The following is a 23,235-nucleotide window of genomic DNA, read 5'->3' on the forward strand; positions in this document are numbered from 1 at the left end:
GTTTGGATCCGGCCGACATCGAGAGCCTGGAGCGCGCCACCGTCGCGTCGGTGGCCCCGCCTGAAGTCCTGGAGATCGACGGCTGGCTCGTGGCGCTGGACCACGGCTCGATCGCCCGCGCGAAGAGCGCCGCGCCGCTACGCCATGACCTCGGCGCCTCGGCCCTGTCGGCGGTGGAGGCGGCCTACAGCGAGCGCAACCTGCGGCCCTCCTTCCGGATCGCCGAGGCGCAGGGCCTGAAGCCGCTGACCGCCGAGATCCTGCGCCGCGGCTACCACAGCGCACAGACCACGGTCGTGATGACGGCGCCGGCCCTCAGCGTGGCCGAGCTCGCCGCGCCGTTCGCCGACCTGCTGGACCATCCGGACGCGGCCTGGGGGCAGGTGTTCCTGGGCGAAGGCTTCGATCCCGTCGACGGCGCCCATCGGGTGAAGCGCCTGACCGAGTCGCCCGACGCGCTCTACGGCGCCGTCCGCGAGGGCGGCCGCACGGTGGCGGTGGGCGTGGTGACGTTCGGCTACGGCTGGGCCGGCATCCACGGGATGCGCACGTCCATCGACCGCCGCGGCGCAGGCTTCGCCAGCCGCCTGCTGGCCCTCTTCGGCGCCGCCGCCCTGGCACGCCAGGTCGACCGCGTCTACCTGCAGGTGGAGGAGAGCAACCCCGCCCAGAACCTCTACCGCCGCGCCGGCTTCAGCGAGGCCTGGCGGTATCGGTACTGGCGCTAGTTTCCCTCCCCTCCGGGGAGGGACAGGCCGCGCAAGCGGCCAGGGTGGGGAAGTGTGGGCCGGAACTCTGAGGGTGGGGAGGATCGTGGGTTCCCCACCCGTCTCGCTTCGCTCGCCACCCCCCCCCAGCGGGGAGGGGAGCCGCGACTCCGCCGCCCCCTACTCGGCGGCGAGGGGCAGGATCACCGCCTCGCGGCCGCCGCGGACCAGGCCGCCGGGCAGGGCGCCCGTGTGCTGGCCGTCCTCGAAGGTCACCTGGCCTGACTTCACGGTGTAGCGATAGCCCTCGGCCTTCTGCACCAGCCTGCGTCCGCCGGCCGGCAGGTCGTGGATGGCCACGGGCCGGTCGAGGTTCAGCTTCTCGAAGTCGATGATGTTCAGGTCGGCCAGCAGGCCCGGCTTCAGCTGGCCACGGTCGTTCAGGCCGTAGGCCTTGGCCGTGTCGCTGGTCAGCTTGCGCACCAGGAACTCCAGCGGGAAGCGGTCGCCCTTCACCCGATCGCGCGCCCAGTAGCTCAGGATGAACGTCGGCATCCCCGCGTCGGCGATCACGCCGCAGTGCGCGCCGCCGTCCGACAGGCCGAACAGCACGTTCGGGTGCTGCATGTTCTTGCGGAAGAAGTCGAAGTTGTACGTCACGTACCCGCCCAGCGGCTGGTAGAACAGCTCGCGACCCTCGTCCCGCAGCAGCAGGTCGTACATCATCGACAGCGGCGGCACGCCGGCCGCCTCGGCCAGACCCGCCACGCTGCCCTCGCGGTCGGGCTCGTAGTTCGGCCGCTCGCCCAGCGGGAAGATGCGCCACAGCAGGCTGCCGCCGAACGCCACCGCCAGGTCGCCCGCCTGGCCTTCGCCGATGGCCGCGCGGATCAGCGGGCTGTCTTCCGACAGCAGGGCCGCGCGGATCTCCGGCGTCTTCATCAGCGCCAGGCGCTCTTCGAGCGACGCGTCGGCCAGCTTGGCCTTCCAGGTCGGCGAGGCCATGAACACATGGAAGCTGGACGTCAGGCCATGCAGGATGCCCGTTGGGCGCCCGGCGATCTGCGGGCGGATGTCCATCCCGTGGCGGCGGCTCTCCTCGGCGATGTTGTACATTTTGTCGCCTTCGTAGGCGCCGGCCGAGGTGGCCACGAGGGTGACGGGCAGGCGGGTCTCCTGGGCGAAGCCCTTGACCCACATCCACTCGTCATCGTCTCCCAGGTGGTCCGAGACCATCTCGAACACGCCGTGGCGCAGACCCTTCATGGACATGCCCAGGGCCAGCATCTCGTCCGAGCCCGCGAAGGTGCCCGGCATGTGCACGCCCTTGAGGTCCTTGTGCAGCAGCGTGCGGCTGGTCGAGAAGCCCAGGGCGCCGGCCTCGACGCCTTCGCGCACGATGGCCGCCATCTCGGCGATTTCCTCGGCGTTGGGCTCGTAGTCGGTGTTGCAGCGGTCGCCCAGCACATAGGCCCGGACCGACGCGTGCGGCACGTGCGTGCCCACGTCGATCGCCCGCGGCTTGGCCTCCAGCGCGTCGAGGTACTCGGGGAAGCTTTCCCACTTCCAGTCGATCCCCTCGGCCAGGGCCGAGCCCGGGATGTCCTCCACGCCTTCCATCAGCTCGATCAGGAAGTTCTCGGCGCCGGGCCGCACAGGCGCGAAACCGACGCCGCAGTTGCCCATGATCGCCGTGGTCACCCCGTGCCAGGACGAGGGCGCCATCACCGGGTCCCAGGTGGCCTGGCCGTCGTAGTGGGTGTGGATGTCGACCCAGCCGGGGGTGACGATCAGGCCCGAGGCGTCGATCTCGCGCTTCGCCGCGCCCTCGACCTTGCCCACGGCCACGATCCGGTCGCCGTCGATCGCGACGTCGCCCACGAAGCGCTCGCCGCCGGTTCCGTCCACGATCGTTCCGCCACGGATGATCAGGTCGTGCATCGGTATCCTCCCGGATCACATGTTCTGTGAGCCCGGAGAATCCCATCGTGCCGTGGCGGAAGTGAAGGGCTTTCAGGGGCTGTGCCGCGGAGCCGGTTCGGGTCGTCCGATCTTCCGCCCGGTTCCTCGAACCGCCATACTCGACAGGCTGAGATCAGGGAGTACTGCATGGGCAAGACCGTCAAGGACATGATGGCCGCGGCGAACGAAGCGGTGCCGCGGATCACGCCGCAGGAGATGCTCGCCCTGATGGCGCAGGAGGACGCCCTGCTGCTGGATGTTCGCGATCCCCACGAGGTGGCGGCTACCGGCAAGATCAAGGGCGCAAAGAACATATCGCGCGGCATGCTCGAGTTCCGCGCCGATCCGGCCACGCCCTACCATGATCCCGACATTCGTAGGGACCGGGCCTTGGTCCTCTACTGCGCTTCAGGGGGTCGTTCGGCGTTGGCCTGCAAGACCCTGCAAGAGATGGGCTACGAGCGCGTCCACAACCTCGGCGGCTTCAAGGACGCCACCGAGGCGGGGCTCGACACCGAGCCCCACCAGCCGTAGCGGCTACCTCGCGAGGTCCTTCAGGATCGACTCGTAGTGGAAGAGGTTGCCGTCCAGCGTCGCCAGCGGGGCCTTCTCGTTCAGGCCGTGCGCGAAGGACTCACCCGCCTCGCCGAACATGCCCGAGACGCCGTAGCTGGGGATGCCGACCGCGCGGAAGTGCATGCTGTCGGTGGCGCCCGAGGCCTGCGACGGCACGACCGGAATGCCGGGATAGCGCGCATGCACCGCCTTCTTCACCGCCGCCAGGACGTCAGGCCGCAGGGGCGAAGCCGGGCTGTCCACCGATCCGTCGTCGGCGACCCGCGTCACCGTGGCGGTCGGCTCGGCCAGCACGCGGGCGATCTCCTGACGGATGCTTTCGGACGGCGTGCCCGGGAAGATCCGGCAGTTCACATTGGCCGTGACCCGCTGGGGCAGGGCGTTGGTGGCGTGGCCGCCGTTGATCATCGTGGCCACGCAGGTGGTTCGCAGGCTGGGATTGGTGCTGAGGTCGGCGGCCATAACCTTCACCGCCTCGGCGTCCTTCGGGTTCGCCGCGAAGCGCTTCAGGGCCTGCCCCAGCTCGCCCGGGGTGTTCTCGGCGCGTGCGGCGGCCGAGGCCAGGGTGATCTCGTTCCACATCACCGGAAACTCGTAGGCCGCCAGCCGGTCGAGCGCCCGCGAGAGCCGGTAGATCGGATTGGTCGGCGTCGGGCGGCTGGAGTGGCCGCCAGGGTCGGTCACTTCGATCGTGAAGTCCGCATAGGTCTTCTCGGCCCCCTGGATCCCGTACGAGATCGGCTTGCCGTCCTTCAGCCCGCCGCCGCCGCCGTCGATGTTCAGCACCATCTCGGCGCCCTTCAGCCGCCGCGCCAGCTCGGCGGTGGTGACCATCTTGGTCTCCTCGTCGCCCGACAGCGCCAGCACCACGTCCCGGCCCGGCTTCCAGCCGTCGCGGCGCAGCTTGGCCAGCAGCGCCACCATGGTCGAGACGTCGAACTTGTTGTCCGAGGCGCCGCGCCCGTAGACGTAGCCGTTCTCGACCACAGCCTTGAAGGGATCGCGCGTCCAGTCCTCGGGCTTGGCCTCCACGACATCCATGTGGCCCGAGATCACGATCGGCGGCTTCTTCGGATCGGTCCCCGGATAGCGGGCGATCAGCATGGCCGCGCCGCCGAACGGCTCGACAGTGACCTCTTCGGGCTTGTAGCCGCCCGCCACCAGCTTGCCCTTCAGGTACTCGGCGTAGGGCACGAACTGGTCGCTGCCCGTCACAGTGCGATAGCCGATCCCGGTCGTCAGGATGTCCAGCGCCTGCTCGCGCAGGCCCGGATCGACTTTCGGCGGCGCAGCGAGTGCGGAAGTGGCGAAGAGGGCGGCGGCGAGGCCGAACGCGAGCGTCGAGGTGCGCAAACTGGGAATCCGTTTCTGGCGAAGGCCGCGACCGTTATCCGCCAGGGGCGCCGCGTCAATTCTCCAGTGGGTATCCCGCCTCGCGCCAGGCCTTCATGCCGCCGTCCAGGGCGACGGCGCGGGTGTAGCCCAGCTCGCGCAGCGTGGCGGCCGCCAGGGTCGAGATCTTGCCGAACTCGCAGCAGGTGACGATCCGCGCGGTGGGGTCGGGCAGCTCGGTGTTCACCCGCAGCTCCAGTTGGCCGCGCGGCAGATGCTTGGCCCCCGGCACGCGGCCCCCGTCGAAGGCGTCCTTCTCGCGGATGTCCAGTACGATCAGGTCGCGGGAGTTGCCGCCGATGCGGTCCTTCAGCTCCTCCAGCGCCATGAAGGGCGTCCTGGCCGCCGCCTCGCTGAGCAGCTGGGCCACCGTCTTGCCGCCGCTCATGTTGGTGCGCAGCGCCTCGGTCAGGTGGGTCGGCGCCTGCAGGTCCAGCGCCTCCATCATCGCGACGAAGTCGGCCCGGTCGGTCTTCTGCAGCCGCGGATTGTCGGCCTTCTCGGCGCCGATCGTGGAGTGGCTGCGGCCCTTGTAGTCGTGCGCCGGGAACACCAGCGTCTCGGCCGGCAGCCGCAGCAGCACGTCGAACAGGCTCTCGTACAGCTGGTGCGGATCGCCGGTGGGCAGGTCGCTGCGTCCGGTGCCCCCGATCAGCAGCGTATCACCCGTGAACACCCGGTCGCCCATCAGGAGGCTCATGGAGTCCCGCGTGTGCCCCGGCGTGTGCAGCGCCTTCAGCTTCAGCTCGCCCGCGATCAGCGTGTCGCCGTCGTCCAGCCGCAGGTCGGCGTGCGGCGCCGGGGAAAGCCGGTGCATCACCACCGGCACGCCGAACGCCTTGCCCAGCGCCTTGCTGGCCGAGAAGTGATCGGCGTGGGTGTGGGTGTCGATCACGTACTTGAGCGTCAGCCCGTGGCGCGTCAGCAGCCCGCGATAGTGGTCGATCCGGCTGAGCTCCGGATCGATCAGCACCGCCGCCTGCGTCGCCTCGCACCCTACGAGATACGACTGGCATCCCCCGGTCGCGACCTGTTCGAAGATCATGTGCGCCTCCCCAGGCGGCCACTCCATCATTTCCCCATCCGATCGTCATCCCCGGGCTTGTCCAGGGACCCCGGAGCTCTGTTCGCAGTGCGCAGCTCTCAGCGCCTCGTATCCGGGTGGCCGGGACGAGCCCGGCCATGACGATCAGGAGGGGGTGTCTATGATCGTCCGCGCCCGCCGGAAGACCGCCTCGAACATCTCGCCTGTCAGCCGGCCCGTGTTCGTGTTGAGCCGCGAGCAGTGGTAGCTGTTCAGCACGGTGTAGGGCCCGGCCGGGAACTCGGTCCCGTGGCCTGCGATGCCCGCCGACGCTTTCAGCCCCAGGGCCCGCAGCACGTTGCGCCGCGAGACGTCGCCCAGGGTCACGATCACCTTCAGCCGGGGCAGGGCCGCCAGCCGCGCGGTCAGGAACGGTCGGCAGGCGGCTTCTTCCGCCGTCTCGGGCTTGTTGCCGGGCGGGGCGCAGCGCACGGCGTTGGTGATCATGCAGTCGACCAGCTCGATCCCGTCGTCGGGACGCGCCTCGTAGGTTCCCGTCGCGAACCCGGTCTTCAGCAGGGTGTCGTACAGCATCCAGCCCGCGCCATCGCCGGTGAAGGGGCGCCCCGTCCGGTTGGCCCCCATCCGCCCCGGCGCCAGGCCCACGACCACCAGCCGCGCGTTCGGATCGCCGAACGAGGCCACCGCGCCGTTGAAGCCGCCCGGGACGCTGATCTTGTTGGCCTCACGATAGGCGACCAGCCTGGGACAGAGCGGACAGTCGGCCGGCGCCTCGGCCGAGGCCTCAAGGCTCGGCATCGTCGCGTTCCACATGGTGGCCGGCCCGGTTCTCGGAGATGAACTTGGGCAGTCGCGCCGGCCGCCCGATCATGTCGGCCAGGTCGGCCAGATCCACGAAGTTGTCGGCCTGCCGGCGCAGCTCGTCGCTGACCATGGGCGGCTGGCTCTTCACCGTGGAGACGACGGTCACTCGGCTGCCGCGCCGCTGCACCGCCTCGACCAGTTTGCGGAAGTCGCCGTCGCCAGAAAACAGCACCATGTGATCGGCGTGCTCGGCCATCTCCAGCATGTCGACGGCGATCTCGACGTCCATGTCGCCGCGGAACCGCTTGCGGCCGGCGCCGTCCACGTACTCGCGCGCCGCCTTCGTCACCAGGCGGTAGCCGTTGTAGTCCAGCCAGTCGACCAGCGGCCGGATCGGCGAGTACTCCTCGTTCTCCACCAGCGCGGTGTAGTAGTAGGCGCGCACCAGCACCGAGCGCTTCTTGAACTCCTCGAGCAGCTTCCGGTAGTCGATGTCGAAGCCGAGGTTCTTGGCGGCGGAGTAGAGGTTGGCCCCGTCTATGAACAACGCCAGCCGGTCCGTGGGGTAGAAGGTCATCGCAACCAAAATCCTGAACCCTGACCGGGCGGTCGTCATTGCGCTCGGGAGCAACCTGGCGGGCGGACACGGCTCGTCCGAAGCGTTGCTGGAGGAGGCTCTGGCGCGCTTCCCGACGGTGGGTTTGAAAATCCTCAAAAGGTCGGGCTGGTGGCGCTCGGCCGCCTGGCCCGATCCGAATGGTCCTGAGTATCGCAATGGCGTCGCGCTTGTCGAGGCGGACGGCCCACCCGAGGTCGTGCTGGCGTCATTGCTGAAGCTGGAAGCGCAGATGGGCCGCGAACGCGCAGCGAAGAACGCGCCCCGCACCCTCGATCTCGACCTTATCGCCCACGGCCGCGAGGTGCGGGAGACAACCGGCCTGACGCTGCCGCACCCGCGCGCCCACGAGCGCCTGTTCGTGATGGGGCCCCTGGCCGAGATCGCGCCGGACTGGCGTCACCCGACTCTCGCGCGCACAGCCGCCGACCTCGCCGTCGGGGCGCAGGTCGGGGCAGATGCGCGGCCCGTCAGGCCCTAGAATACCTTCCACAGGAGAGGGCCAGGTTCATTGGGGCGACGCCGCTGGGCCCAGGCGACGGGGGCCGCGACCTTTGCGGCGTTGCACAATGACGCCCGACCGACTAGTTTAGCGGGTTCTATCTCCCCTCCCTGAGAGACTCCATGGCTCGCGTCACCGTCGAAGACTGCATCGAAAAGGTCCCGAACCGCTTTTCGCTGGTTCTGCTGTCGGCCCATCGCGCCCGCGCCATCTCGGCCGGTTCGCAGATCATGGTCGACCGCGACAACGACAAGAACCCGGTCGTGGCCCTTCGCGAAATCGCCGATGACGTCGTCGACGCCGAAGAGCTGCGGGAAACCCTGATCGGCACGCTGCAGCGCGTCGATGAGCGTTCGGAAGCCGAGGAAGAGGCGGAAACTCTCGCCCTGCTGGCCGATCCGACTCACATGCAGATGAGCGAGCTGGAACTGGTTCGCGCCCTGCAGAGCGACCGGGACGGCGGCCAGGAGGAGCGGTACTGAGCCCCGAAGGCGCAGACCCTCTTACCACTGAAGCGGCGCCCCGCGCCGCGACCCCCGAAGACGTTCCGAATTCCGAGGCGACGGCCCCCAAGCCGGAGCCCGCGCCCAAGCGCGAGACTGCGCCCCAGGCGCCGCCCGGCGCCGGCTCGCGCCCGCGGATGCTCCGCCAGTTCGAACTGATCGAGAAGGTCCGCAGCTACGACCCTTCGGCCGACGAGGCGCTGCTGAACCGCGCCTACGTCTACGCCATGCGCCAGCACGGCTCGCAGAAGCGGGCCTCGGGCGACCCCTATTTCGCCCATCCCATCGAGGTGGCGGGGATCCTCACCGACTACCGCCTCGACACCGAGACCATCGTCACGGCGCTGCTGCATGACGTCATCGAGGACACTGACGCCACCCGCGAGAAGATCGCCGAGCTGTTCGGGGACGAGATCGCCGAGCTGGTCGAGGGCGTCACAAAGCTCAGCAAGCTCGAACTCTCCCAGGAGCATCTGCGTCAGGCCGAGAACCTGCGGAAGTTCATCCTGGCCATCTCGAAGGACGTTCGCGTCCTCCTGGTGAAGCTGGCCGACCGCCTGCACAACATGCGGACGCTGCACTTCATCAAGCAGGCCGCCAAGCGCGAGCGGATCGCGCGCGAGACGCTTGATATCTACGGCCCGCTGGCCCGCTCGATCGGCGTGCACCGCATCTGCGAGGAGCTGGAGGAGCTGGCCTTTGCCCACCTCAACCCGGTGGGCCGCAACGCCATCATGCGCCGCCTGGAAGTCCTGCGCACCGAGCAGGGCGGGGCGGTGGCCGCCGTCAGCCAGGAAATGACCAACCGGCTGGAGGCCGCCGGCATCCCCAGCCGGGTGTTCGGCCGCGAGAAGCACGCCTTCTCGATCTGGCGGAAGCTGCAGCGGAAATCGATCGGCTTCTCCCAGCTCTCCGACATCTACGCCTTCCGGGTGATCGTCGACACCGAGGACGACTGCTACCGGGCGCTCGGCGTCATCCATCGCGCCTGGCCGTCCGTGCCCGAGCGGTTCAAGGACTTCATCTCGACGCCCAAGCGCAACAACTACCGCTCCCTCCACACCACGGTGGTCGGCTACCGCGGCATGCGCATCGAGATGCAGATCCGCACCGAGGCGATGGACCTGGTGGCGGAAGAGGGCGTGGCCGCGCACTGGCGCTACAAGAACAAGTCGTACGGCTTCGATCCCGAGGCCCAGAAGGAGGCCGGCGGCCGCGATCCTCTGGTCAATCTGCGCCACCTGGTCCAGGTGCTGGAGCACGGCGGCGACGCCGAGGAGCTGGTCGAGCACGCCAAGCTCGAGATGTACCTCGACCAGGTGTTCGTCTTCACGCCGAAGGGCCAGCTGGTCAGCCTGCCGCGCGGGGCCATGCCGCTGGACTTCGCCTACGCCCTGCACACCGACATCGGCGACACCTGCATCGGCTGCAAGATCAACGGCGAGCTGAAGCCGCTGCGCACCACGCTGTCGAACGGCGACGTGGTCGAGGTCATCCGCGGCGGCAAGCCCGTCGTGCCGCCCGACTGGCGCAGTCTCACCGTCACCGGCCGCGCCCGCAGCGCCATCCGCCGCCACATCCGCCAGACCGAGCGCGAGGAGTTCGTCCGCCTGGGCCGCGCCACCGTGGACCAGGCCTTCGACGCCGCGGGGAAGTCGCGGAAGGACGTCTCGCTGCGGCCGGCTCTGGAGCGTTTCGCCGCCGCGACCGAGGAAGACCTGTTCGACGCTGTGGGCCGCGGCCGCGCGACGCCCGCCCAGGTGCTGGAGACCGTGTTCCCAGGCCTCAAGGCCGCCGAGCGGGAGGCCGCCACCGCGCGGCGCCACATCACCGAGGGCAAGCAGGCCCGCCTCTACGTCCGCGGCAGCGGCCTGACGCCGGGGGTGACCATCCACTTCGGCGCGTGCTGCTCGCCCGTGCCCGGCGATCGCATCGTCGGCATCCTTGAAGGCGACGGCCGCGGCCTGACGGTCCACACCATCGCCTGCGAGAAGCTCGCCGAGTACGAGGACCGCGAGGAACTCTGGCGCGACATGCAGTGGACGCCCGAGGCCGAGCGCAATGCGACCGCGCGCGCGCGTCTCACCGCCACCATCCGCAACGCCCCCGGCGTCCTGGGTCAGGTCTGCACGATCATCGGCGAGGCCGGCGGCAACATCGTGCAGCTGCGCATGCACCATCGCCAGAGCGACTTCTTCGACGTGGACATCGACGTCGACGTCAACGACGCCCGCCACCTGACCCACATCGCCGCCGCGCTTCGGGCCAACCCGAGCGTGGAAGAGGTCGAGCGGACGAAGGGTTAGAGCCCGTCCAGCCGCACCACCTTCGTCACCTCGTCGCGGTGGCGGATCTCTTCTTCCCAGTGTTTCAGGATGCGCGTCAGGATGTACTGCGGCACCCACTCGTAGGCCGCCTCGCTCTCGCCCAGGAACAGGGGGGTGATGGAGCTGTAGTTCTGCTCGATCACCGCCTCGCAGTACGAGCGGATCGTGGCGCGGTCGGTCACCACCGGGCCGCCATCGGCGCCGCCCCAGCCCTGGCCGCCCACGGGGATCCATATGGTGGGGTAGGGCTGTTCGTCGATAACGCCCTTCAGCTTCTCCTGGCCGCTGAGGCGCAGTGAAAGCGGGCTCACGCCGGCAGGGTCCGAACTGGTCAACAGGAATGCGAGGTCCACCGACAGGATCAGCCGGTTCGGCGTCGCCCAGGCGGTGAGGCGGAAGCCGGTGTCGATCGACGGCCCGACGAACTCGCGGGTGATCGAGTGCGTCGTCGGGTTGGCGTACCACTCGTCGCGCAGTTCCGACTGCACCACGCTGGCGTCGCGGGCCAGGTCGTCGTCGAAGCTGGCGCCGCCGCGCCGGAAGAAGACCTCGGAGTTCGGCACCGGGAACAGGCCGATCCACGCCGTGGACTTCACCTCCAGGTGCTCGACCGACGGATCGCGCTTCAGCTGGTAGCTGTGCAGGGCCCACAGCCAGACGTGCATCAGCGCCTGGGCGTGGCTGAGGCTGGTCAGCTCGCAGACGTACAGGAGCTCGTCGCCGTTGCTCTTCCAGAACTGCGGCGGATCCAGGGGAGCGCCGTAGCTCTGCACGAAGGTCCGGTACTCACTCTGAAGAATGAAGTCGAAGTCTCTGTAGAAGCTAAGGATTTCCGGGCGCCAGAGGTTGCGCGACTGCTTGTAGCGGGTGGCGCCCACCAGATCGACCGACAGGAACAGGCGCAGTCGCGGTTTCAGGCCTTCCGGGAAGTCCTCCGGAAAGGCGCTCCGCTCCAAAGGATCGGGCGCACGGTCGACGCGCGGTAAGGCCACTGGTTCCCCGTCAGTTGCAGCCGCCAGACTAGGCCTTGCGGGCTAAAGGCCGGTTGCGAAAGTGGGTTACCAACTCGCGACAAATCGGCCGGGGCCGGTTAATGGGGAGCCATGAACACAGACGACGTCCTCGAAGAATTCCGCGGCGCCGGCGCCCTGCGCGAAGGCCACTTCATCCTCGCCTCGGGTCGGCATTCGCCGATGTTCCTGCAGAAGAATCTGGTCTTTCAGTACGCCGACCGCACCGAGCGGCTGTGCCGTGCGTTGGCCGCGAAGATCGAGGCCCAGTTTGGTAAACCCGACGTCATCGTGGCGCCGGCCGTGGGCGCCATCATTCCCGGTTACGAAGTCGCCCGAGCCATGGGCGTGCCGTCGATCTACGTCGAGCGTGAGGACGGCAAGTTCAGGCTACGCCGCGCGTTCAAGATCGCGCCCGGCGCCAAGGTGGTCGTGGTCGAGGATGTGATCACCACCGGCGGGTCGTTCCGTGAGGCGGTCGAGCCCATCGAGGCGGCGGGCGGCCAGGTGCTGTGCTGCGCCTGCATCGTCGATCGCTCGGGCGGCAAGGCCGATGTGGGCTGGCCCCTGGTGGCTCTGGCGACGGTCGACGTGCCGTCCTACGCACCCGACGAGATCCCCCCTGAACTCGCCGCCCTCCCGGCCGAGGAGCCGGGCTCGAAGCGGCTGCGGGGATAAATTGGTCGCCTCGGGGCTGGCGATGCGGTCCTGGAAGCCGCATGTCTGCCGTGGCAGGCGTTCGACGGACGAACGCGAGGGGATAGCAACGTGTCGCGACTGAGATTGGGCGTGAACATCGATCACGTCGCCACCGTGCGGAATGCGCGCGGCGAGGGTTATCCCGACCCCATGCGCGCCGCCGAGATGGCATTGGCCGCCGGCGCCGACGGCATCACCGCCCACCTGCGCGAGGATCGTCGCCACATCTCGGACAGCGACATCGACGCCCTGGCCGTCATCTGCCGCCGCCGGGGACGGCCGCTCAATTTCGAGTGCGCGGTCACCCCCGAGATGGAGTCCATCGCGCTGGCCCATCGCCCCCACGCCGCCTGCTTGGTGCCCGAGCGCCGGGAGGAGGTCACCACCGAAGGCGGCCTGGACGTGGTCCGCGGCCAGAACACCATCAAGCCGGTGGTGCAGCGGCTGGCCGCCGCCGGCATCCGCGTTTCGCTGTTCATCGACGCCGACGAGGCCCAGGTCGCCGCCGCCAAGGCCGTCGGGGCCCAGGTGGTCGAGCTGCATACGGGCGCCTACTGCCAGGCCGTGCGCGAGCGGCTGCCGCAGGCCGAGGCGCTGCTGCGCAATCTGAAGGTGGCCGCCGCCAAGGCCCACGAACTGGGGCTGGAAGTCCATGCCGGCCACGGCATCGATTACGAGACGGTGAAGCCCGTCGCGGCGATCCCCGAGATCATGGAGCTCAACATCGGCCACTTCCTGATCGGCGAGGCCATCTTCATCGGTCTGGGCCCCGCCATCCAGCGCATGCGCGCCCTGATGGACGAAGCCAGAGCCCAGGTGGCCGCGTGATCCTGGGCCTGGGCTCCGACCTCTCCGATATCCGGCGCATCCAGAATTCGCTCGAGCGCTTCGGCGACCGCTTCAAGGAACGCGTCTTCACCGAGCTGGAACGCACCCGCTCCGACCGCAAGGCCGACGCCGCCGCCAGCTACGCCAAGCGTTTCGCCGCCAAGGAGGCCTGCGCCAAGGCGCTCGGCACCGGCATGCGGCGCGGCGTCTTCTGGCGCGACATGGGCGTGGTCAACATGCGTTCGGGCCAGCCCACGATGCAGCTGACCGGCGGCGCGCTGGCCCGCCTGCAGGAGATGACACCCCCCGGCATGAAGGCGGTGATCCACCTCAGCCTGACCGACGATCATCCTTACGCTCAAGCTTTCGTCATCATCGAGGCGATCCCGGAACAGTAACGCTTGGCTGAATCCGAGCTTTTGTTCCACTTCGACGTAAAAACATTTTTGCGTGGGTGATGTTGTGGTGCGTCAAAGAGCCGCGTATACGCCATTTGGATGCTCAACGTTCTTCGGAACGTTGGTCGATGTTCCGGGGTTGGGTAAATCTCTACTGTAGAGGGCTCGATTCTGGTGACCCGTGGACGGGACGGGTGCGTAGGTGGTCTGGCGTGGGGGCCTTCGGCTTCACCGCGCGCCGTCGTCACCGCGTCCATGTGTGTCAACACGCTTGGAGGCTACCCATGAAACGACTCTACCTGTCCGCGGCGGCGCTTGCCGCGACCCTGGCGCTCGCGCCGGCGGCCCATGCCGCCGTCGTGCTCTCCGACAACTTTGACGGCGAGGCCGCCGACGATCTCAACTGGGACGGTGACGCCGTCTTCTTCGTCAGCACCGGCTCGGTCGACCTGATCGGCGCCGGCGGCGGGTTCGACCTCTACCCCGGCAACGGGCGCTATCTCGACCTCGACGGCTCCACCGGCGGCAACGATCCGGCCGGGGAGATCACCTCTTTCGCCAGCTTCGGCGCCGGGAACTACACGCTCGACTTCCAGTTGGGAGGCAACGCGCGCGGCGGCCCGGCCCGGACCACCCGGGTCACCCTGGGCGACTTCTCGGTCGACATCACCCTTGCCGCGAACGACCCGCTGACGAACTACAGCTTCTCGTTCAACACCACCGGCGGCCAGCTGGCTTTCCGCCAGCTCGGCCCGACGAACTTCGTCGGCAACATCCTGGATGACGTCCAGCTGTCCACGGGGGTCGTGCCCGAGCCGGCCACCTGGGCGATGATGATCCTGGGCTTCGGCGCGGCCGGCGCGATGCTCCGTCGTCGCCAGGTCGCCTACGCCTGATCCGACCCATCTTCGGATGGCGCTCGTGAGCCCGCTCCGGTCCGCCGGGGCGGGCTCTTCGCGTTCCGGGGATTGGGTGTAAGCTCCGGCGCCTTTGCTCCCGGGGAGGATTCCATGCGCAAAGTTCTGCTCGCCGCCGCCGTCCTGGCGCTGGCCACACCCGCTGTCGCCGGCACCCTTCAGGAGGTGACGACCAAGGGCATCGTCCTGTCCGTCCAGGGCATGGACATCGACGTGACGTACACGCCGGACGGAAAGTTCACCGCCATGGACGGCCAGGTCACGGGCGAGTGGCGCATCGACGGCGAAAAGCTCTGCACCAAGTCGAACTTTGATCCGAACGAACAGTGCGTGGAGTATCCCAAGGACAAGAAGTCGGGCGACAGCTTCGAGGTCGTCGGGCCGCAGGGCGCGGCGACCATCAAGATCAAGTAGCCGCCGCCAGTCCAAGGGGAGGGGCTTTTGTCCGAGACCGTCGCCACCCGCCGTCCGCCGGCGGACTTCGTCGAGACGCCGCACCCGCCGGTGGCCGGGCCGGCAAAGCTGGTCAGTCGCGTGGAGGAGGTGGTCATCGACCGCCCTTTCGCCCACGTGGTCCAGGCGGTCGAAGCCATGCCGCTCAGCGCCCGGCACCCCGCGGCGGCAGGCCTGCCCGGCGTGGCCGATACGCTGCCGCTGACGCCGGACGGCTTCGGCCCGGTGGGCGGCCGCCACCTGGTCTTCCTCACCGACGACACCACCGTGACCGAGCAGGTGCTGGTGAACAGCCGCACCGACGCCGACTGGCGCTTCCGCTATGTGGTCTGGGGCTATACGACCCCGGCCGCCAAGCCGCTGCGCTACGGCCTGGGCGATTTCCATTACAGCGCCCAGGGCGACAAGACCCGGCTGGTCTGGACCTATTCCTTCGAACTGAAGCCGGATGCGTTTCCGGGGTTCCTCGGCGTCGGCCTGGGCGGCTTCCTACTGAAGCTCGCCTTCCTCAACGGCCCCTATGGGACGTGGATGCGGGCCGGCCTCGCCGCGATCAAGCGGGGCGCCGAAGCCGCTTAGTTCCTACATTTCCACTACCTGTGAACGTCATGGCCGGGCTTGTCCCGGCCACCCAGAAGCGCCGCCGTTGGCCGGCGATCCGCAGCGTTGATGCCGTGCGCCCTCCGCAGACGGTTAGGGCGCTTAGACGGTAGCCGTCGCCCGCTGCATCTGCGCCGGATCATAGAAGAACTGCTCGCGCCAGACCTTGTCGCCGCGCCATTCCTGCCAGGCGATCTCCTCGAAGCTGGTCTCGCGGCCCGACTTCGACGTGAAGGTGAAGCGCCAGTGGATCGCGACGCGGTCGCCCTCGACGATCACAGGCGAGACCAGTTCCGTGACCACGCCGGCCGAGCGGGCCAGGGCCTGGCGTTCGTGCTCCACCAACAGCTCGCGACCGACGCGCGGCGGCGCCTGGTTCTCCTGCATCGACGCCTCGTCGGCGTACCAGTCGCGGATCGCCTCGACATGCTCGCCGCTGAGCACCTGCGCCACAAACGCTTCGACTGTTTCGCGTGTCGGCATTCTCATCTCCGCCGTTCGTCTGTCTGTAGTCTGGTCCGTCGTCCAGCTGGTGAGACCCAGCCGCCCAGTCGGCGCTCAGGTCGCTTATCGATGGCCTCAGGCGGCGTTGACCGCCGGGCGGCGCAGGATCGGCCACAGGGTGTTCAGCGCCAGGCCGCCCAGCACCAGCGCCGCCGCCGTCAGCTTCCAGCCCGTCAGGGGCTCGCCCAGCATCACGGCCGACGCCCCCATTCCGAACACCGGCACCAGCAGGGACAACGGCGCGATGGTCGCCGCCGGGTGGCGCGCCAGCAGCCAGGCCCAGGCCGTGTAGCCGAAGATCGTGTTGCCCACCGACTGCCAGAGCACTGCGGCCCAGGCGCTGGCGTCGGCGTGGACGATCGATTGCGAGAATGCCGGCCAGCCCTCGAACATCAGCGCCAGGGCGAACAGCGGCGGGGCCGAGAAGATGCTGGCCCAGACCACATAGCTCAGCATGTTCACCGAGCCGGCGGCGCGCGCCACCGTGTTGCCGCTGGCCCACGACAGCGCCGCGATCAGCACCAGGCCCAGCCCCAGCGGCGTCACCTCCGCATTGGTGTGGATCATCAGCCACCCCAGGCCCGAGGCGGCCAGCAAGAGCGCCACGATCTGGAAGCCCTTCACCCGCTCGCCCGCGATCAGCATGGCGAATCCGATGGTGAAGAAGACCTGGGTCTGCACGACCAGGCTGGCCAGGCCCGGCGAGATCCAGTGGGTCATGGCGATGTAGAGCATGCCGAACTGGCCGACGCCGATCAGCACGCCATAGGCCGCCAGATTCCGCCATGGCGCGGCCGGCCGCTTCAGGAAGAACGCCGCGGGCAGCACCGCGAACGTGAACCGCAACGCCGCGAACGTCAGCGGCGGAAAGTCGGCCAGCCCCCACTTGATGACCACGAAGTTCGTCCCCCACACGGCCACCACCACAAGGGCGAGCAGCAGGTGCAGCGGGGGCAGGGACTCACGGGGCATGGGCCTATGTAGGCCGCGTCGCCGGACTGTCACCGGTCCAGTTGCCGCGAAGGGGCCATGCCATTCGGGAGACGGTGGCCTGCGCCGCAGGTCGGATGATGGGTCGCATGAACCTTTCCGCCGCGATGGCGCGTCGGCGCCAGTAGGTCGAACCACGAACCACACGAACCACACGAACGGTGCGCGAGAGAGGCGGCGATCGCTCCTCAAGCGCGGTGACCGTTCGTCCCATGTCGCAATGTTCACGGGCGCCGAACTTGCTCATCGGTTAGGGAGCGGCTACCCAGACACCCGCTTCGGGACGCCGAAGTTCCCAGGGATGACCTATGAGTGACAACGTGCAGAGCGCGCAGCCTGAAAAGTCCGGTGCGCTCCATGAGACGATCGAGATCGTCAAGACCATCGTCTACGCGCTGCTGATCGCGCTTGTCCTGCGCGTCATCTTCTTCCAGCCGTTCACGATCCCCTCGGCCTCGATGGAGCCCAATCTGTACGAGGGCGACTACGTGATCGTGTCGAAGTACAGCTACGGCTACTCCAAGCACTCGATCCCGTTCAGCCCGCCGCTGTTCGAAGGCCGCATCTTCGAGCGCCATCCCGAGCGCGGCGACATCGTGGTCTTCAAGCTGCCCAGCGATGGGCGCACCGACTACATCAAGCGCGTCATCGGCCTGCCGGGCGACCGGGTGCAGATGCGCGCCGGCCTGCTGTACGTGAACGACAAGCTGGTGGCCCGCGAGCCGCTGTCGCCGTCCAAGACGATCGTCATGGGCTTCGAGCGCGACATCGCCCGCTACCAGGAGCGCCTGGACACCGGCCGCACCTTCGCCACCCAGGACATGGGTCCCGACGGCGACCTCGACAACACCGACGTCTTCGTCGTGCCCGACGGCCACTACTTCATGATGGGCGACAACCGCGACAACTCGTCGGACAGCCGCGTGCCGCCCGCCGCCATGGGCGTGGGCATGGTCCCGGCCGACCATCTGGTGGGCAAGGCGCAGATCATCCTGCTCTCCTGGAAGCCGGAAGCCTCGATCTTCAAGCCCTGGACGTGGGTGCTGGACGCGCGGCCCAGCCGGTTCTTCAAAGTGCTGAAATGAATGCGCGGGTCGCGGCGGTCGAGGAGCTCGAGCGCCGCATCGGTCACATCTTCGCCGACCGCGACCTCCTCGAGCGGTCGCTGACGCACGCCAGCGTCGGCGACGGCGCGCGTGACGTGCGCCACAACGAGCGGCTGGAGTTCCTGGGCGACCGCGTCCTCAACCTCTGCGCCGCCGAGCGTCTGATGGCGCTGGACCCCGACGCGCGGGAAGGGGAGATGTCGCAACGTCTCGCCACCCTCGTGAACTACCACGCCTGCGCCCGCGCCGCCGAGCGGGCCGGCCTGCCCGCCGCGCTGCGGCTGTCGGCCAGCGCCACCAAGGTGGGCGCGCGCAAGTCGGATGCGGTGCTGGGCGACGCCTGCGAGGCGCTGATCGCGGCCCTCTACATCGACGGTGGGCTGGAGACGGCCAAGGCCTTCTTCGAGAAGTTCTGGGCCGAGGAATTCGCCAACGTCGACGCCCCGCGCTCCAAGGATCCCAAGACCCAGCTGCAGGAGTGGGCGCAGGGCCTCGGCCTGCCGTTGCCGGCCTACGAGGTGGTGGGCCGCACCGGGCCCGCTCACGCCCCCATCTTCACCGTCGAGGTCCGTGTCAAAGGCTTCGAGGCCGAACGGGGCGAGGGCGGTTCGCGCCAGGCCGCCGAGAAGCTGGCCGCCCAGACCATGCTATTGAAGCGCGAAGGCGTGGAATCCGAGGCGAGCCGAAAGCTATGACCGACCAACACGCCGGCTTTGCCGCCATCATCGGCGCCCCCAACGCGGGCAAGTCCACCCTGACCAACCGCCTCGTGGGCGCCAAGGTCTCCATCGTGACGCAGAAGGTCCAGACCACGCGCTTCCCGGTGCGGGGCGTGGCGCTGGCGGGCGACGCTCAGATCGTGCTGGTCGACACCCCCGGGATCTTCGCGCCACGCCGCCGCCTGGACCGCGCCATGGTCCGCGCCGCCTGGGGCGGGGCCGAGGACGCCGACGCCATCGTCCACCTGGTCGACGCGCCCGCCCAGCTCGGCGACAAGCCTGCTGACCACCGCGCGCAGATCGACGTCGAGAGCATTGTCGAAGGGCTGAAGAAGGCCGGCAAGAAGGTGATCCTGGCGCTCAACAAGGTCGACGCGGTCAAGCGCGACGAACTGCTGGCGATCTCGCAAAAGCTCTTCGAAACAGGTGTCTACGACGAAGTCTTCATGATCTCGGCGACGACGGGTTCGGGCGTCGACGACCTGAAGGCGCGCCTCGCCGCCCTCATGCCGCAGGGCCCGTGGCTCTATCCCGAGGACCAGACCGCCGACCTGCCGGCCCGGCTGCTGGCCGCCGAGATCACCCGCGAGAAGCTGTATCTGCGCGTCCACGAGGAACTGCCGTACGCGGCCGCCGTCGAGACCACCGCCTTCCAGGAGCGCAAGGATGGCGGCGTGCGCATCGAGCAGACCATCTACGTCGAGCGCGAGAGCCAGCGGCCCATCGTCCTGGGCAAGGGCGGTCAGACGCTGAAGTGGATCGGCCAGAAGTCGCGCGAAGAGCTGATCCAGCTGCTCGACCGCCCGGTCCACCTGTTCCTGCACGTCCAGGTCGACGAGAAGTGGGCCGACAAACGCGCCTTCTACGGCGACCTCGGCCTCGACTTCGACGCCTGATACCGCGCACCGGGCGAGTTCCTCTCGCGCTCCGCGAGCCTTTCCTTGTCGAAGCGCCGGTTCGATGAACAATGGCGGCCCATGGGGCGCGCCACGAATCCCGAGGCTGAGATCGCCAATGCAGAGCCCGTCTCGTACGAGCGGCTGCTGGCGGCCTGCTATGAGGACATGCGCCGCATGGCCCGCGCCATCATGGTCGGCGACGGCATGCGCCTGAAGCTCCAGCCCACCGACCTGGTCAACGAGGCCTCGCTGCGCCTGATCCAGTCGATGCCCGGCAAGATCGCCGACGAGGGTCACATGCTGGCCGTCGCCGGCCGGACCATGCGCCGCGTGCTGATCGACGAGGCCCGCCGCTTCCGCGCCGCCAAGCGTGTGGCGCCGGCCATCCTCACCCAGTTCCCGGGCGGACAGCAGGACGACGTGGTCGACGTCGAGGATCTGGACCGCGCGCTGGCCGCCCTCGAGGCCTTTTCCGCGGAACACGCCCGCGTGGTCGAGCTGCGCTTCACCCTGGGCCTTACCGTCGAGGAGACCGCCCGGGCCACGGGCCTGCCCGAGCGCACCGTGAAGCGCCGCTGGCAGGCGGCGCGGGCCTGGCTCATCGACTACCTTGCCCCCGCCCAGGCCTGAACAGGCGCACCCGGAACAGGAGCGTCAGGCGCTGGCGCTCTTCGAGCGGTTGAGCGACCGGCCCGACGACGCCCGATATCGCAAGCGCCTCCTGGCCCGCATCGAGCCCGCGGTGGTGCAGCGCGTCGAGGCCCTGGAGCGCAGCGCCGCCGGCGCCGGCCGGGCCATGCCCACCGAGTTCCCCGCCGTACGCAAGCCTCTGGGGCCGCCTCCCGAACAGGTCGGCCCGTTCCGTCTCGTGGAGCAGATCGGCGAGGGCGGCATGGGCCAGGTCTGGCGCGGCGAGCGCAGCGACGGGCTGTTCGATCAGACCGTCGCGGTGAAGCTGCTGTGGAGCCACCTGGCGCCGCTGGCGGCCCGCCGCTTCGCCGAGGAGCGGCGCATCCTGGCGCGCCTCGAGCATCCCAACATCGCCCGGCTGATCGACGGCGGCGTGCTGCCCGACGGCACGCCATGGCTGGCCATGGAGCACGTCGCCGGCCGCCCGATCGACGAGGCCTGCGCCGGCCGGCCCCTGCGCGAGGCGGTCGCCGTGTTCGTGCAGGCGGCCGAGGCGGTGCAGTTCGCGCACGCCCAGCTGATCGTCCACGCCGACCTCAAGCCGTCGAACATCCTGGTCGGCGCCGACGGCCGCGTGCGGCTGCTCGACTTCGGCATCGCCCGCCTGCTGGGCGAGGAGGTCGAGGGCCTGTCGCCCATGACCCCCGACTTCGCCAGCCCTGAGCGGATCGCCGGCGCGGCGCCCGTGGTGGCCGACGACGTCTTCGCGCTGGGGCTGGTGCTGGAAGGACTGGCGGGGAAGTCGGCCGACGCCGATCTCTTGGCCATCGTCGCCAAGGCCCGCGCCCACGAGGCCGTCGACCGCTATGGCAGCGTGGCCGACCTGATCGCCGACCTGATCCGCTGGCGTGACGGCTTCGGAGTCCAGGCCAGGGCCGGCGACGGCGCGCTCTACCGCGCCCGGCGGTTCGTGGGTCGCCACCGCTGGGGCGTTGGCCTGGTCACGGCGACGATCCTGGCGCTCTCGGCGGCCACGACGATCTCCACCGTCAGCTACATCCGCGCCGAGCAGGCCCGCGCCGAGGCCCGCGCCCGCTTTGAACAGGCCCGCGGCGCGGCCCGCTACCTGCTGTTCGATCTGGGCGACCGGCTGGAACGCCAGCCCCGTTCGCTGAAGCTGCGCATCGAGGCGGCCCGCGTGTCCCAGGCCTACCTCGACCGCCTGGCCCGCAGCCCCGACGCGCCGCTGGAGGTGAAGGCCGAGTCCGTCCGCGGCCTGTTGCGGCTGGCCGAAGTCCAGGGTCGCCCCGGCCGCCCCAACCTGGGCCAGACCGACCAGGCCAAGAAGAACCTCGCAACCGCCTATGCGCTGGCCGCCGCGATACCCGGCGAGACGGGCCGCCGCCTGCGCGCCCGGGCCAGGCTCGATCAGGCCCACATCACGGTGATGATCGACAACGACTTTCCGGCGACCGAGCGCTACCTCGCCGAGGCCAGGGCCCTCATCTTCGATCCTGCCCGGCCCATCGTCGAGCTGCAGCGCGACTGGCATGCCGAGATGGGCGCGCTCCGGGTCTGGCAGGGCCGCTACGCGGAAGCCATGGCCACGGCCCGCGCCGGACTGAGCGCCCCGCCGCCGCGCGACGCCCGCACGGCGGTCATCATCGAGACGGCGCTGCAGGACCTGATCGCCGAGAGCACCTACTACGCCGAGGGCGCGAAACCCGCCGTGGCGCCGTACCGCGTCGAGATGGCGCTGCTGGAAGAGGCGGCCCGCCGCTGGCCCGACGATCCCACCGTGCGGCGCCTGTTGCCGCGGGCGCGCTGGGCGCTCGGCACCACCCTGATCGATGCGGGTCAGGCGGAGGAAGCCGCCCGCATCCTGCAGCGGGGCGTCGCCGAGGCCCGCGCGGTCGTCGCCTTCGAGCCGGCCGACGTCGATTCCGCCCGCGCCCTCGACATGACCCAGAGCGCCTATGCCCAGGCGCTCTCCGCGACCGGGCGGGTGGGGGAAGCCGTTCCGATCCTGGCCGGGGCCGCCGAGGCCAGACGGCGGCGCATGGAAGCCCGCCCGGAGGTGGTCATGTACGCCCGCGACTACGCCGTCGCGCTGGCCGCCCTGGGCGATGTCCAGGCGCCCGCCGGTCGCGTGGCCGACGCCTGCCGCAACTACGACGCGGCCGGCGCGGTGTTCGCCGATCTCCAGCGGACCGGCCGTTACGCGGCCCTCGACGACTCGGGCTCGCTCAAGCTCTTGCGCGAAGCTCAGGCCCGCTGGTGCGGCGCCAGAAACGCGGACGCCACCCGCCGCTAGCAACGGGTGGCGTCGGACCCCGACGGGAGTGCACGGTCTGCCGTCGAGGTCGTTCGGTCGGTCGGGTCTTAGGCCGCGACCATGTCTCCGCTACGGCGACGGCGGCGGATCATCATCCCCGCGCCCCCGAAGCCGGCGATCATCAGCGCCCACGTGCCGGGCTCCGGCACCGCGGTGACCGCGGGGTCGTTCACCTGGTAGCTCACCGTGATGCTGTTGATCTGATGCGGCTCGCTCATCGAGAACGACCCTGTCGCGAACAGGCTCGTGAACGAGAGCTGCTGGTTCTCGACGTAGGTGATGAGGCTGGTGCAGTTGCCGCAACCGGCGCCCACCTGCGGCCCGCCATCGAACGAGAACAGGCCATTCGACGACGACGTGATGGGCTGCACGCCCCCCGAGATGTCCGAGAAGTTGAGGCCGAAATACATGAACTGGCGGACCGGCAGCGTGAAGGCGCCGTCGGTGATCGTGACCGTCACCTCCACGTCGTCGCCGTCGGCCAACTGGAACGGCGTAAAGCCGGTCAGCTCCAGCGCGCCCGTCTCGTAGAGCGTGTTGCCGAACATGAACGAGTTGGTCGTCACGTTGTTCGCGCTGCCCGTCAGGTTCAGCACGTGGGTCGCCGCCTGCGCGCCGCTCGCCGCGAACACCGCCCCCAGCGCCAGCGCCGCTGCGGCGCCCTTCAGTCTTGAGAACTCGAAACCGGTCATGGAAATCTCCACTTGCACCCG

At 69.2% G+C, this 23,235-nt stretch carries 25 protein-coding genes; 16 read left to right on the forward strand and 9 right to left on the reverse strand.

Features of this window, described 5'->3' with window-relative positions; genetic code table 11:
- Positions 1-2: 2 nt before the first annotated feature.
- A complete protein-coding gene (locus tag EPN98_RS11145; RefSeq protein WP_293362770.1) occupies positions 3-728 on the forward strand; it encodes a GNAT family N-acetyltransferase in 726 nt (241 codons plus the stop codon).
- 159 nt (positions 729-887) lie between these two features.
- Here EPN98_RS11145 and EPN98_RS11150 read toward each other — a convergent pair whose 3' ends face one another.
- Positions 888-2,648, reverse strand: a complete 1,761-nt coding sequence (locus EPN98_RS11150; RefSeq protein ID WP_293362771.1) for an amidohydrolase family protein — start codon at positions 2,646-2,648, stop codon at positions 888-890.
- Positions 2,649-2,816: 168 nt separating this feature from the next.
- On the opposite strand from EPN98_RS11150, the gene EPN98_RS11155 reads away from it, so the two are divergent.
- Positions 2,817-3,203 carry a rhodanese-like domain-containing protein gene (locus EPN98_RS11155; protein WP_293362772.1) on the forward strand — a complete coding sequence of 129 codons (387 nt, stop codon included), beginning with the start codon at positions 2,817-2,819 and terminating at the stop codon, positions 3,201-3,203.
- 3 nt (positions 3,204-3,206) lie between these two features.
- Here EPN98_RS11155 and EPN98_RS11160 read toward each other — a convergent pair whose 3' ends face one another.
- From EPN98_RS11160 to EPN98_RS11175, 4 genes are all read right to left on the reverse strand, one after another.
- Complete coding sequence (locus EPN98_RS11160; RefSeq protein WP_293362773.1) at positions 3,207-4,598, reverse strand: M20/M25/M40 family metallo-hydrolase; 1,392 nt, start codon at positions 4,596-4,598, stop codon at positions 3,207-3,209.
- A gap of 55 nt (positions 4,599-4,653) precedes the next feature.
- Positions 4,654-5,682, reverse strand: a complete 1,029-nt coding sequence (locus tag EPN98_RS11165; protein ID WP_293362774.1) for an MBL fold metallo-hydrolase — start codon at positions 5,680-5,682, stop codon at positions 4,654-4,656.
- Between the two features lie 144 nt (positions 5,683-5,826).
- Positions 5,827-6,480: a uracil-DNA glycosylase gene (locus tag EPN98_RS11170; protein ID WP_293362775.1), complete on the reverse strand. Its 654-nt coding sequence runs from the start codon at positions 6,478-6,480 to the stop codon at positions 5,827-5,829.
- Positions 6,467-7,063, reverse strand: a complete 597-nt coding sequence (locus tag EPN98_RS11175) for an NYN domain-containing protein (protein WP_293362776.1) — start codon at positions 7,061-7,063, stop codon at positions 6,467-6,469. The genes EPN98_RS11170 and EPN98_RS11175 overlap by 14 nt, the downstream gene beginning before the upstream one ends.
- Positions 7,064-7,100: 37 nt before the next feature.
- On the opposite strand from EPN98_RS11175, the gene folK reads away from it, so the two are divergent.
- From folK to EPN98_RS11190, 3 genes are all read left to right on the forward strand, one after another.
- Positions 7,101-7,583, forward strand: coding sequence for a 2-amino-4-hydroxy-6-hydroxymethyldihydropteridine diphosphokinase (folK, locus tag EPN98_RS11180; RefSeq protein ID WP_293362826.1), 483 nt, complete (start codon positions 7,101-7,103; stop codon positions 7,581-7,583).
- A 143-nt stretch (positions 7,584-7,726) separates the two neighbouring features.
- Complete coding sequence (rpoZ, locus tag EPN98_RS11185; RefSeq protein WP_293362777.1) at positions 7,727-8,086, forward strand: DNA-directed RNA polymerase subunit omega; 360 nt, start codon at positions 7,727-7,729, stop codon at positions 8,084-8,086.
- A 158-nt stretch (positions 8,087-8,244) separates the two neighbouring features.
- Positions 8,245-10,413, forward strand: coding sequence for a bifunctional (p)ppGpp synthetase/guanosine-3',5'-bis(diphosphate) 3'-pyrophosphohydrolase (locus tag EPN98_RS11190; RefSeq protein WP_293362778.1), 2,169 nt, complete (start codon positions 8,245-8,247; stop codon positions 10,411-10,413).
- Here the strand turns inward: EPN98_RS11190 and EPN98_RS11195 are convergent.
- Positions 10,410-11,426, reverse strand: coding sequence for a hypothetical protein (locus tag EPN98_RS11195; RefSeq protein ID WP_293362779.1), 1,017 nt, complete (start codon positions 11,424-11,426; stop codon positions 10,410-10,412). The two genes, EPN98_RS11190 and EPN98_RS11195, sit on opposite strands and share 4 nt — an antisense overlap.
- Positions 11,427-11,537: 111 nt before the next feature.
- On the opposite strand from EPN98_RS11195, the gene pyrE reads away from it, so the two are divergent.
- From pyrE to EPN98_RS11225, 6 genes are all read left to right on the forward strand, one after another.
- Positions 11,538-12,122, forward strand: a complete 585-nt coding sequence (pyrE, locus tag EPN98_RS11200; RefSeq protein WP_293362780.1) for an orotate phosphoribosyltransferase — start codon at positions 11,538-11,540, stop codon at positions 12,120-12,122.
- A 90-nt stretch (positions 12,123-12,212) separates the two neighbouring features.
- Positions 12,213-12,971: a pyridoxine 5'-phosphate synthase gene (locus EPN98_RS11205; protein ID WP_293362781.1), complete on the forward strand. Its 759-nt coding sequence runs from the start codon at positions 12,213-12,215 to the stop codon at positions 12,969-12,971.
- On the forward strand, positions 12,968-13,369 hold the full coding sequence (gene acpS, locus EPN98_RS11210; protein ID WP_293362782.1) for a holo-ACP synthase: 402 nt from the start codon (positions 12,968-12,970) through the stop codon (positions 13,367-13,369). Before EPN98_RS11205 ends, acpS begins: the two co-directional genes overlap by 4 nt.
- Before the next feature lie 284 nt (positions 13,370-13,653).
- Positions 13,654-14,265, forward strand: coding sequence for a PEPxxWA-CTERM sorting domain-containing protein (locus EPN98_RS11215; RefSeq protein ID WP_293362783.1), 612 nt, complete (start codon positions 13,654-13,656; stop codon positions 14,263-14,265).
- 114 nt (positions 14,266-14,379) lie between these two features.
- Complete coding sequence (locus tag EPN98_RS11220) at positions 14,380-14,700, forward strand: hypothetical protein (RefSeq protein ID WP_293362784.1); 321 nt, start codon at positions 14,380-14,382, stop codon at positions 14,698-14,700.
- A 27-nt stretch (positions 14,701-14,727) separates the two neighbouring features.
- Positions 14,728-15,318: a hypothetical protein gene (locus EPN98_RS11225; protein WP_293362785.1), complete on the forward strand. Its 591-nt coding sequence runs from the start codon at positions 14,728-14,730 to the stop codon at positions 15,316-15,318.
- A 123-nt stretch (positions 15,319-15,441) separates the two neighbouring features.
- Here EPN98_RS11225 and EPN98_RS11230 read toward each other — a convergent pair whose 3' ends face one another.
- Complete coding sequence (locus EPN98_RS11230) at positions 15,442-15,822, reverse strand: nuclear transport factor 2 family protein (protein WP_293362786.1); 381 nt, start codon at positions 15,820-15,822, stop codon at positions 15,442-15,444.
- Positions 15,823-15,918: 96 nt separating this feature from the next.
- Complete coding sequence (locus EPN98_RS11235; RefSeq protein WP_293362787.1) at positions 15,919-16,815, reverse strand: EamA family transporter; 897 nt, start codon at positions 16,813-16,815, stop codon at positions 15,919-15,921.
- Between the two features lie 326 nt (positions 16,816-17,141).
- On the opposite strand from EPN98_RS11235, the gene lepB reads away from it, so the two are divergent.
- The 5 genes from lepB to EPN98_RS11260 all read left to right on the forward strand — a co-directional run bounded on the left by lepB (position 17,142) and on the right by EPN98_RS11260 (position 22,501).
- On the forward strand, positions 17,142-17,918 hold the full coding sequence (gene lepB / locus EPN98_RS11240) for a signal peptidase I (protein WP_293362788.1): 777 nt from the start codon (positions 17,142-17,144) through the stop codon (positions 17,916-17,918).
- Positions 17,915-18,634, forward strand: a complete 720-nt coding sequence (gene rnc / locus EPN98_RS11245; protein ID WP_293362789.1) for a ribonuclease III — start codon at positions 17,915-17,917, stop codon at positions 18,632-18,634. The genes lepB and rnc overlap by 4 nt, the downstream gene beginning before the upstream one ends.
- Positions 18,631-19,554, forward strand: coding sequence for a GTPase Era (gene era, locus EPN98_RS11250; RefSeq protein WP_293362790.1), 924 nt, complete (start codon positions 18,631-18,633; stop codon positions 19,552-19,554). Before rnc ends, era begins: the two co-directional genes overlap by 4 nt.
- 81 nt (positions 19,555-19,635) lie before the next feature.
- On the forward strand, positions 19,636-20,187 hold the full coding sequence (locus tag EPN98_RS11255; RefSeq protein ID WP_293362791.1) for an ECF-type sigma factor: 552 nt from the start codon (positions 19,636-19,638) through the stop codon (positions 20,185-20,187).
- Positions 20,168-22,501 (forward strand): serine/threonine-protein kinase, encoded by a 2,334-nt coding sequence (locus EPN98_RS11260; RefSeq protein ID WP_293362792.1) that lies wholly within the window; start codon positions 20,168-20,170, stop codon positions 22,499-22,501. Before EPN98_RS11255 ends, EPN98_RS11260 begins: the two co-directional genes overlap by 20 nt.
- A gap of 68 nt (positions 22,502-22,569) precedes the next feature.
- On the opposite strand, the gene EPN98_RS11265 is transcribed toward EPN98_RS11260, so the two are convergent.
- Positions 22,570-23,214: a PEPxxWA-CTERM sorting domain-containing protein gene (locus EPN98_RS11265; RefSeq protein WP_293362793.1), complete on the reverse strand. Its 645-nt coding sequence runs from the start codon at positions 23,212-23,214 to the stop codon at positions 22,570-22,572.
- Positions 23,215-23,235 lie beyond the last annotated feature (21 nt).

Origin of the sequence: Phenylobacterium sp. (assembly GCF_004299445.1) — a bacterium.
Classification (GTDB): Bacteria; Pseudomonadota; Alphaproteobacteria; order Caulobacterales; family Caulobacteraceae; genus Phenylobacterium.

What these genes read in the sequence shown, in the direction of transcription:
- EPN98_RS11150 (WP_293362771.1), bottom strand. Translation starts at nt 2,648, where the DNA reads ATGCACGACCTGATCATCCGTGGCGGAACGATCGTGGACGGAACCGGC.
- EPN98_RS11155 (WP_293362772.1), top strand. Translation starts at nt 2,817, where the DNA reads ATGGGCAAGACCGTCAAGGACATGATGGCCGCGGCGAACGAAGCGGTG.
- EPN98_RS11165 (WP_293362774.1), bottom strand. Translation starts at nt 5,682, where the DNA reads ATGATCTTCGAACAGGTCGCGACCGGGGGATGCCAGTCGTATCTCGTA.
- EPN98_RS11170 (WP_293362775.1), bottom strand. Translation starts at nt 6,480, where the DNA reads ATGCCGAGCCTTGAGGCCTCGGCCGAGGCGCCGGCCGACTGTCCGCTC.
- EPN98_RS11175 (WP_293362776.1), bottom strand. Translation starts at nt 7,063, where the DNA reads ATGACCTTCTACCCCACGGACCGGCTGGCGTTGTTCATAGACGGGGCC.
- rpoZ (WP_293362777.1), top strand. Translation starts at nt 7,727, where the DNA reads ATGGCTCGCGTCACCGTCGAAGACTGCATCGAAAAGGTCCCGAACCGC.
- EPN98_RS11190 (WP_293362778.1), top strand. Translation starts at nt 8,245, where the DNA reads ATGCTCCGCCAGTTCGAACTGATCGAGAAGGTCCGCAGCTACGACCCT.
- pyrE (WP_293362780.1), top strand. Translation starts at nt 11,538, where the DNA reads ATGAACACAGACGACGTCCTCGAAGAATTCCGCGGCGCCGGCGCCCTG.
- EPN98_RS11215 (WP_293362783.1), top strand. Translation starts at nt 13,654, where the DNA reads ATGAAACGACTCTACCTGTCCGCGGCGGCGCTTGCCGCGACCCTGGCG.
- EPN98_RS11220 (WP_293362784.1), top strand. Translation starts at nt 14,380, where the DNA reads ATGCGCAAAGTTCTGCTCGCCGCCGCCGTCCTGGCGCTGGCCACACCC.
- EPN98_RS11230 (WP_293362786.1), bottom strand. Translation starts at nt 15,822, where the DNA reads ATGCCGACACGCGAAACAGTCGAAGCGTTTGTGGCGCAGGTGCTCAGC.
- EPN98_RS11235 (WP_293362787.1), bottom strand. Translation starts at nt 16,815, where the DNA reads ATGCCCCGTGAGTCCCTGCCCCCGCTGCACCTGCTGCTCGCCCTTGTG.
- lepB (WP_293362788.1), top strand. Translation starts at nt 17,142, where the DNA reads ATGAGTGACAACGTGCAGAGCGCGCAGCCTGAAAAGTCCGGTGCGCTC.
- rnc (WP_293362789.1), top strand. Translation starts at nt 17,915, where the DNA reads ATGAATGCGCGGGTCGCGGCGGTCGAGGAGCTCGAGCGCCGCATCGGT.
- era (WP_293362790.1), top strand. Translation starts at nt 18,631, where the DNA reads ATGACCGACCAACACGCCGGCTTTGCCGCCATCATCGGCGCCCCCAAC.
- EPN98_RS11255 (WP_293362791.1), top strand. Translation starts at nt 19,636, where the DNA reads ATGGGGCGCGCCACGAATCCCGAGGCTGAGATCGCCAATGCAGAGCCC.
- EPN98_RS11265 (WP_293362793.1), bottom strand. Translation starts at nt 23,214, where the DNA reads ATGACCGGTTTCGAGTTCTCAAGACTGAAGGGCGCCGCAGCGGCGCTG.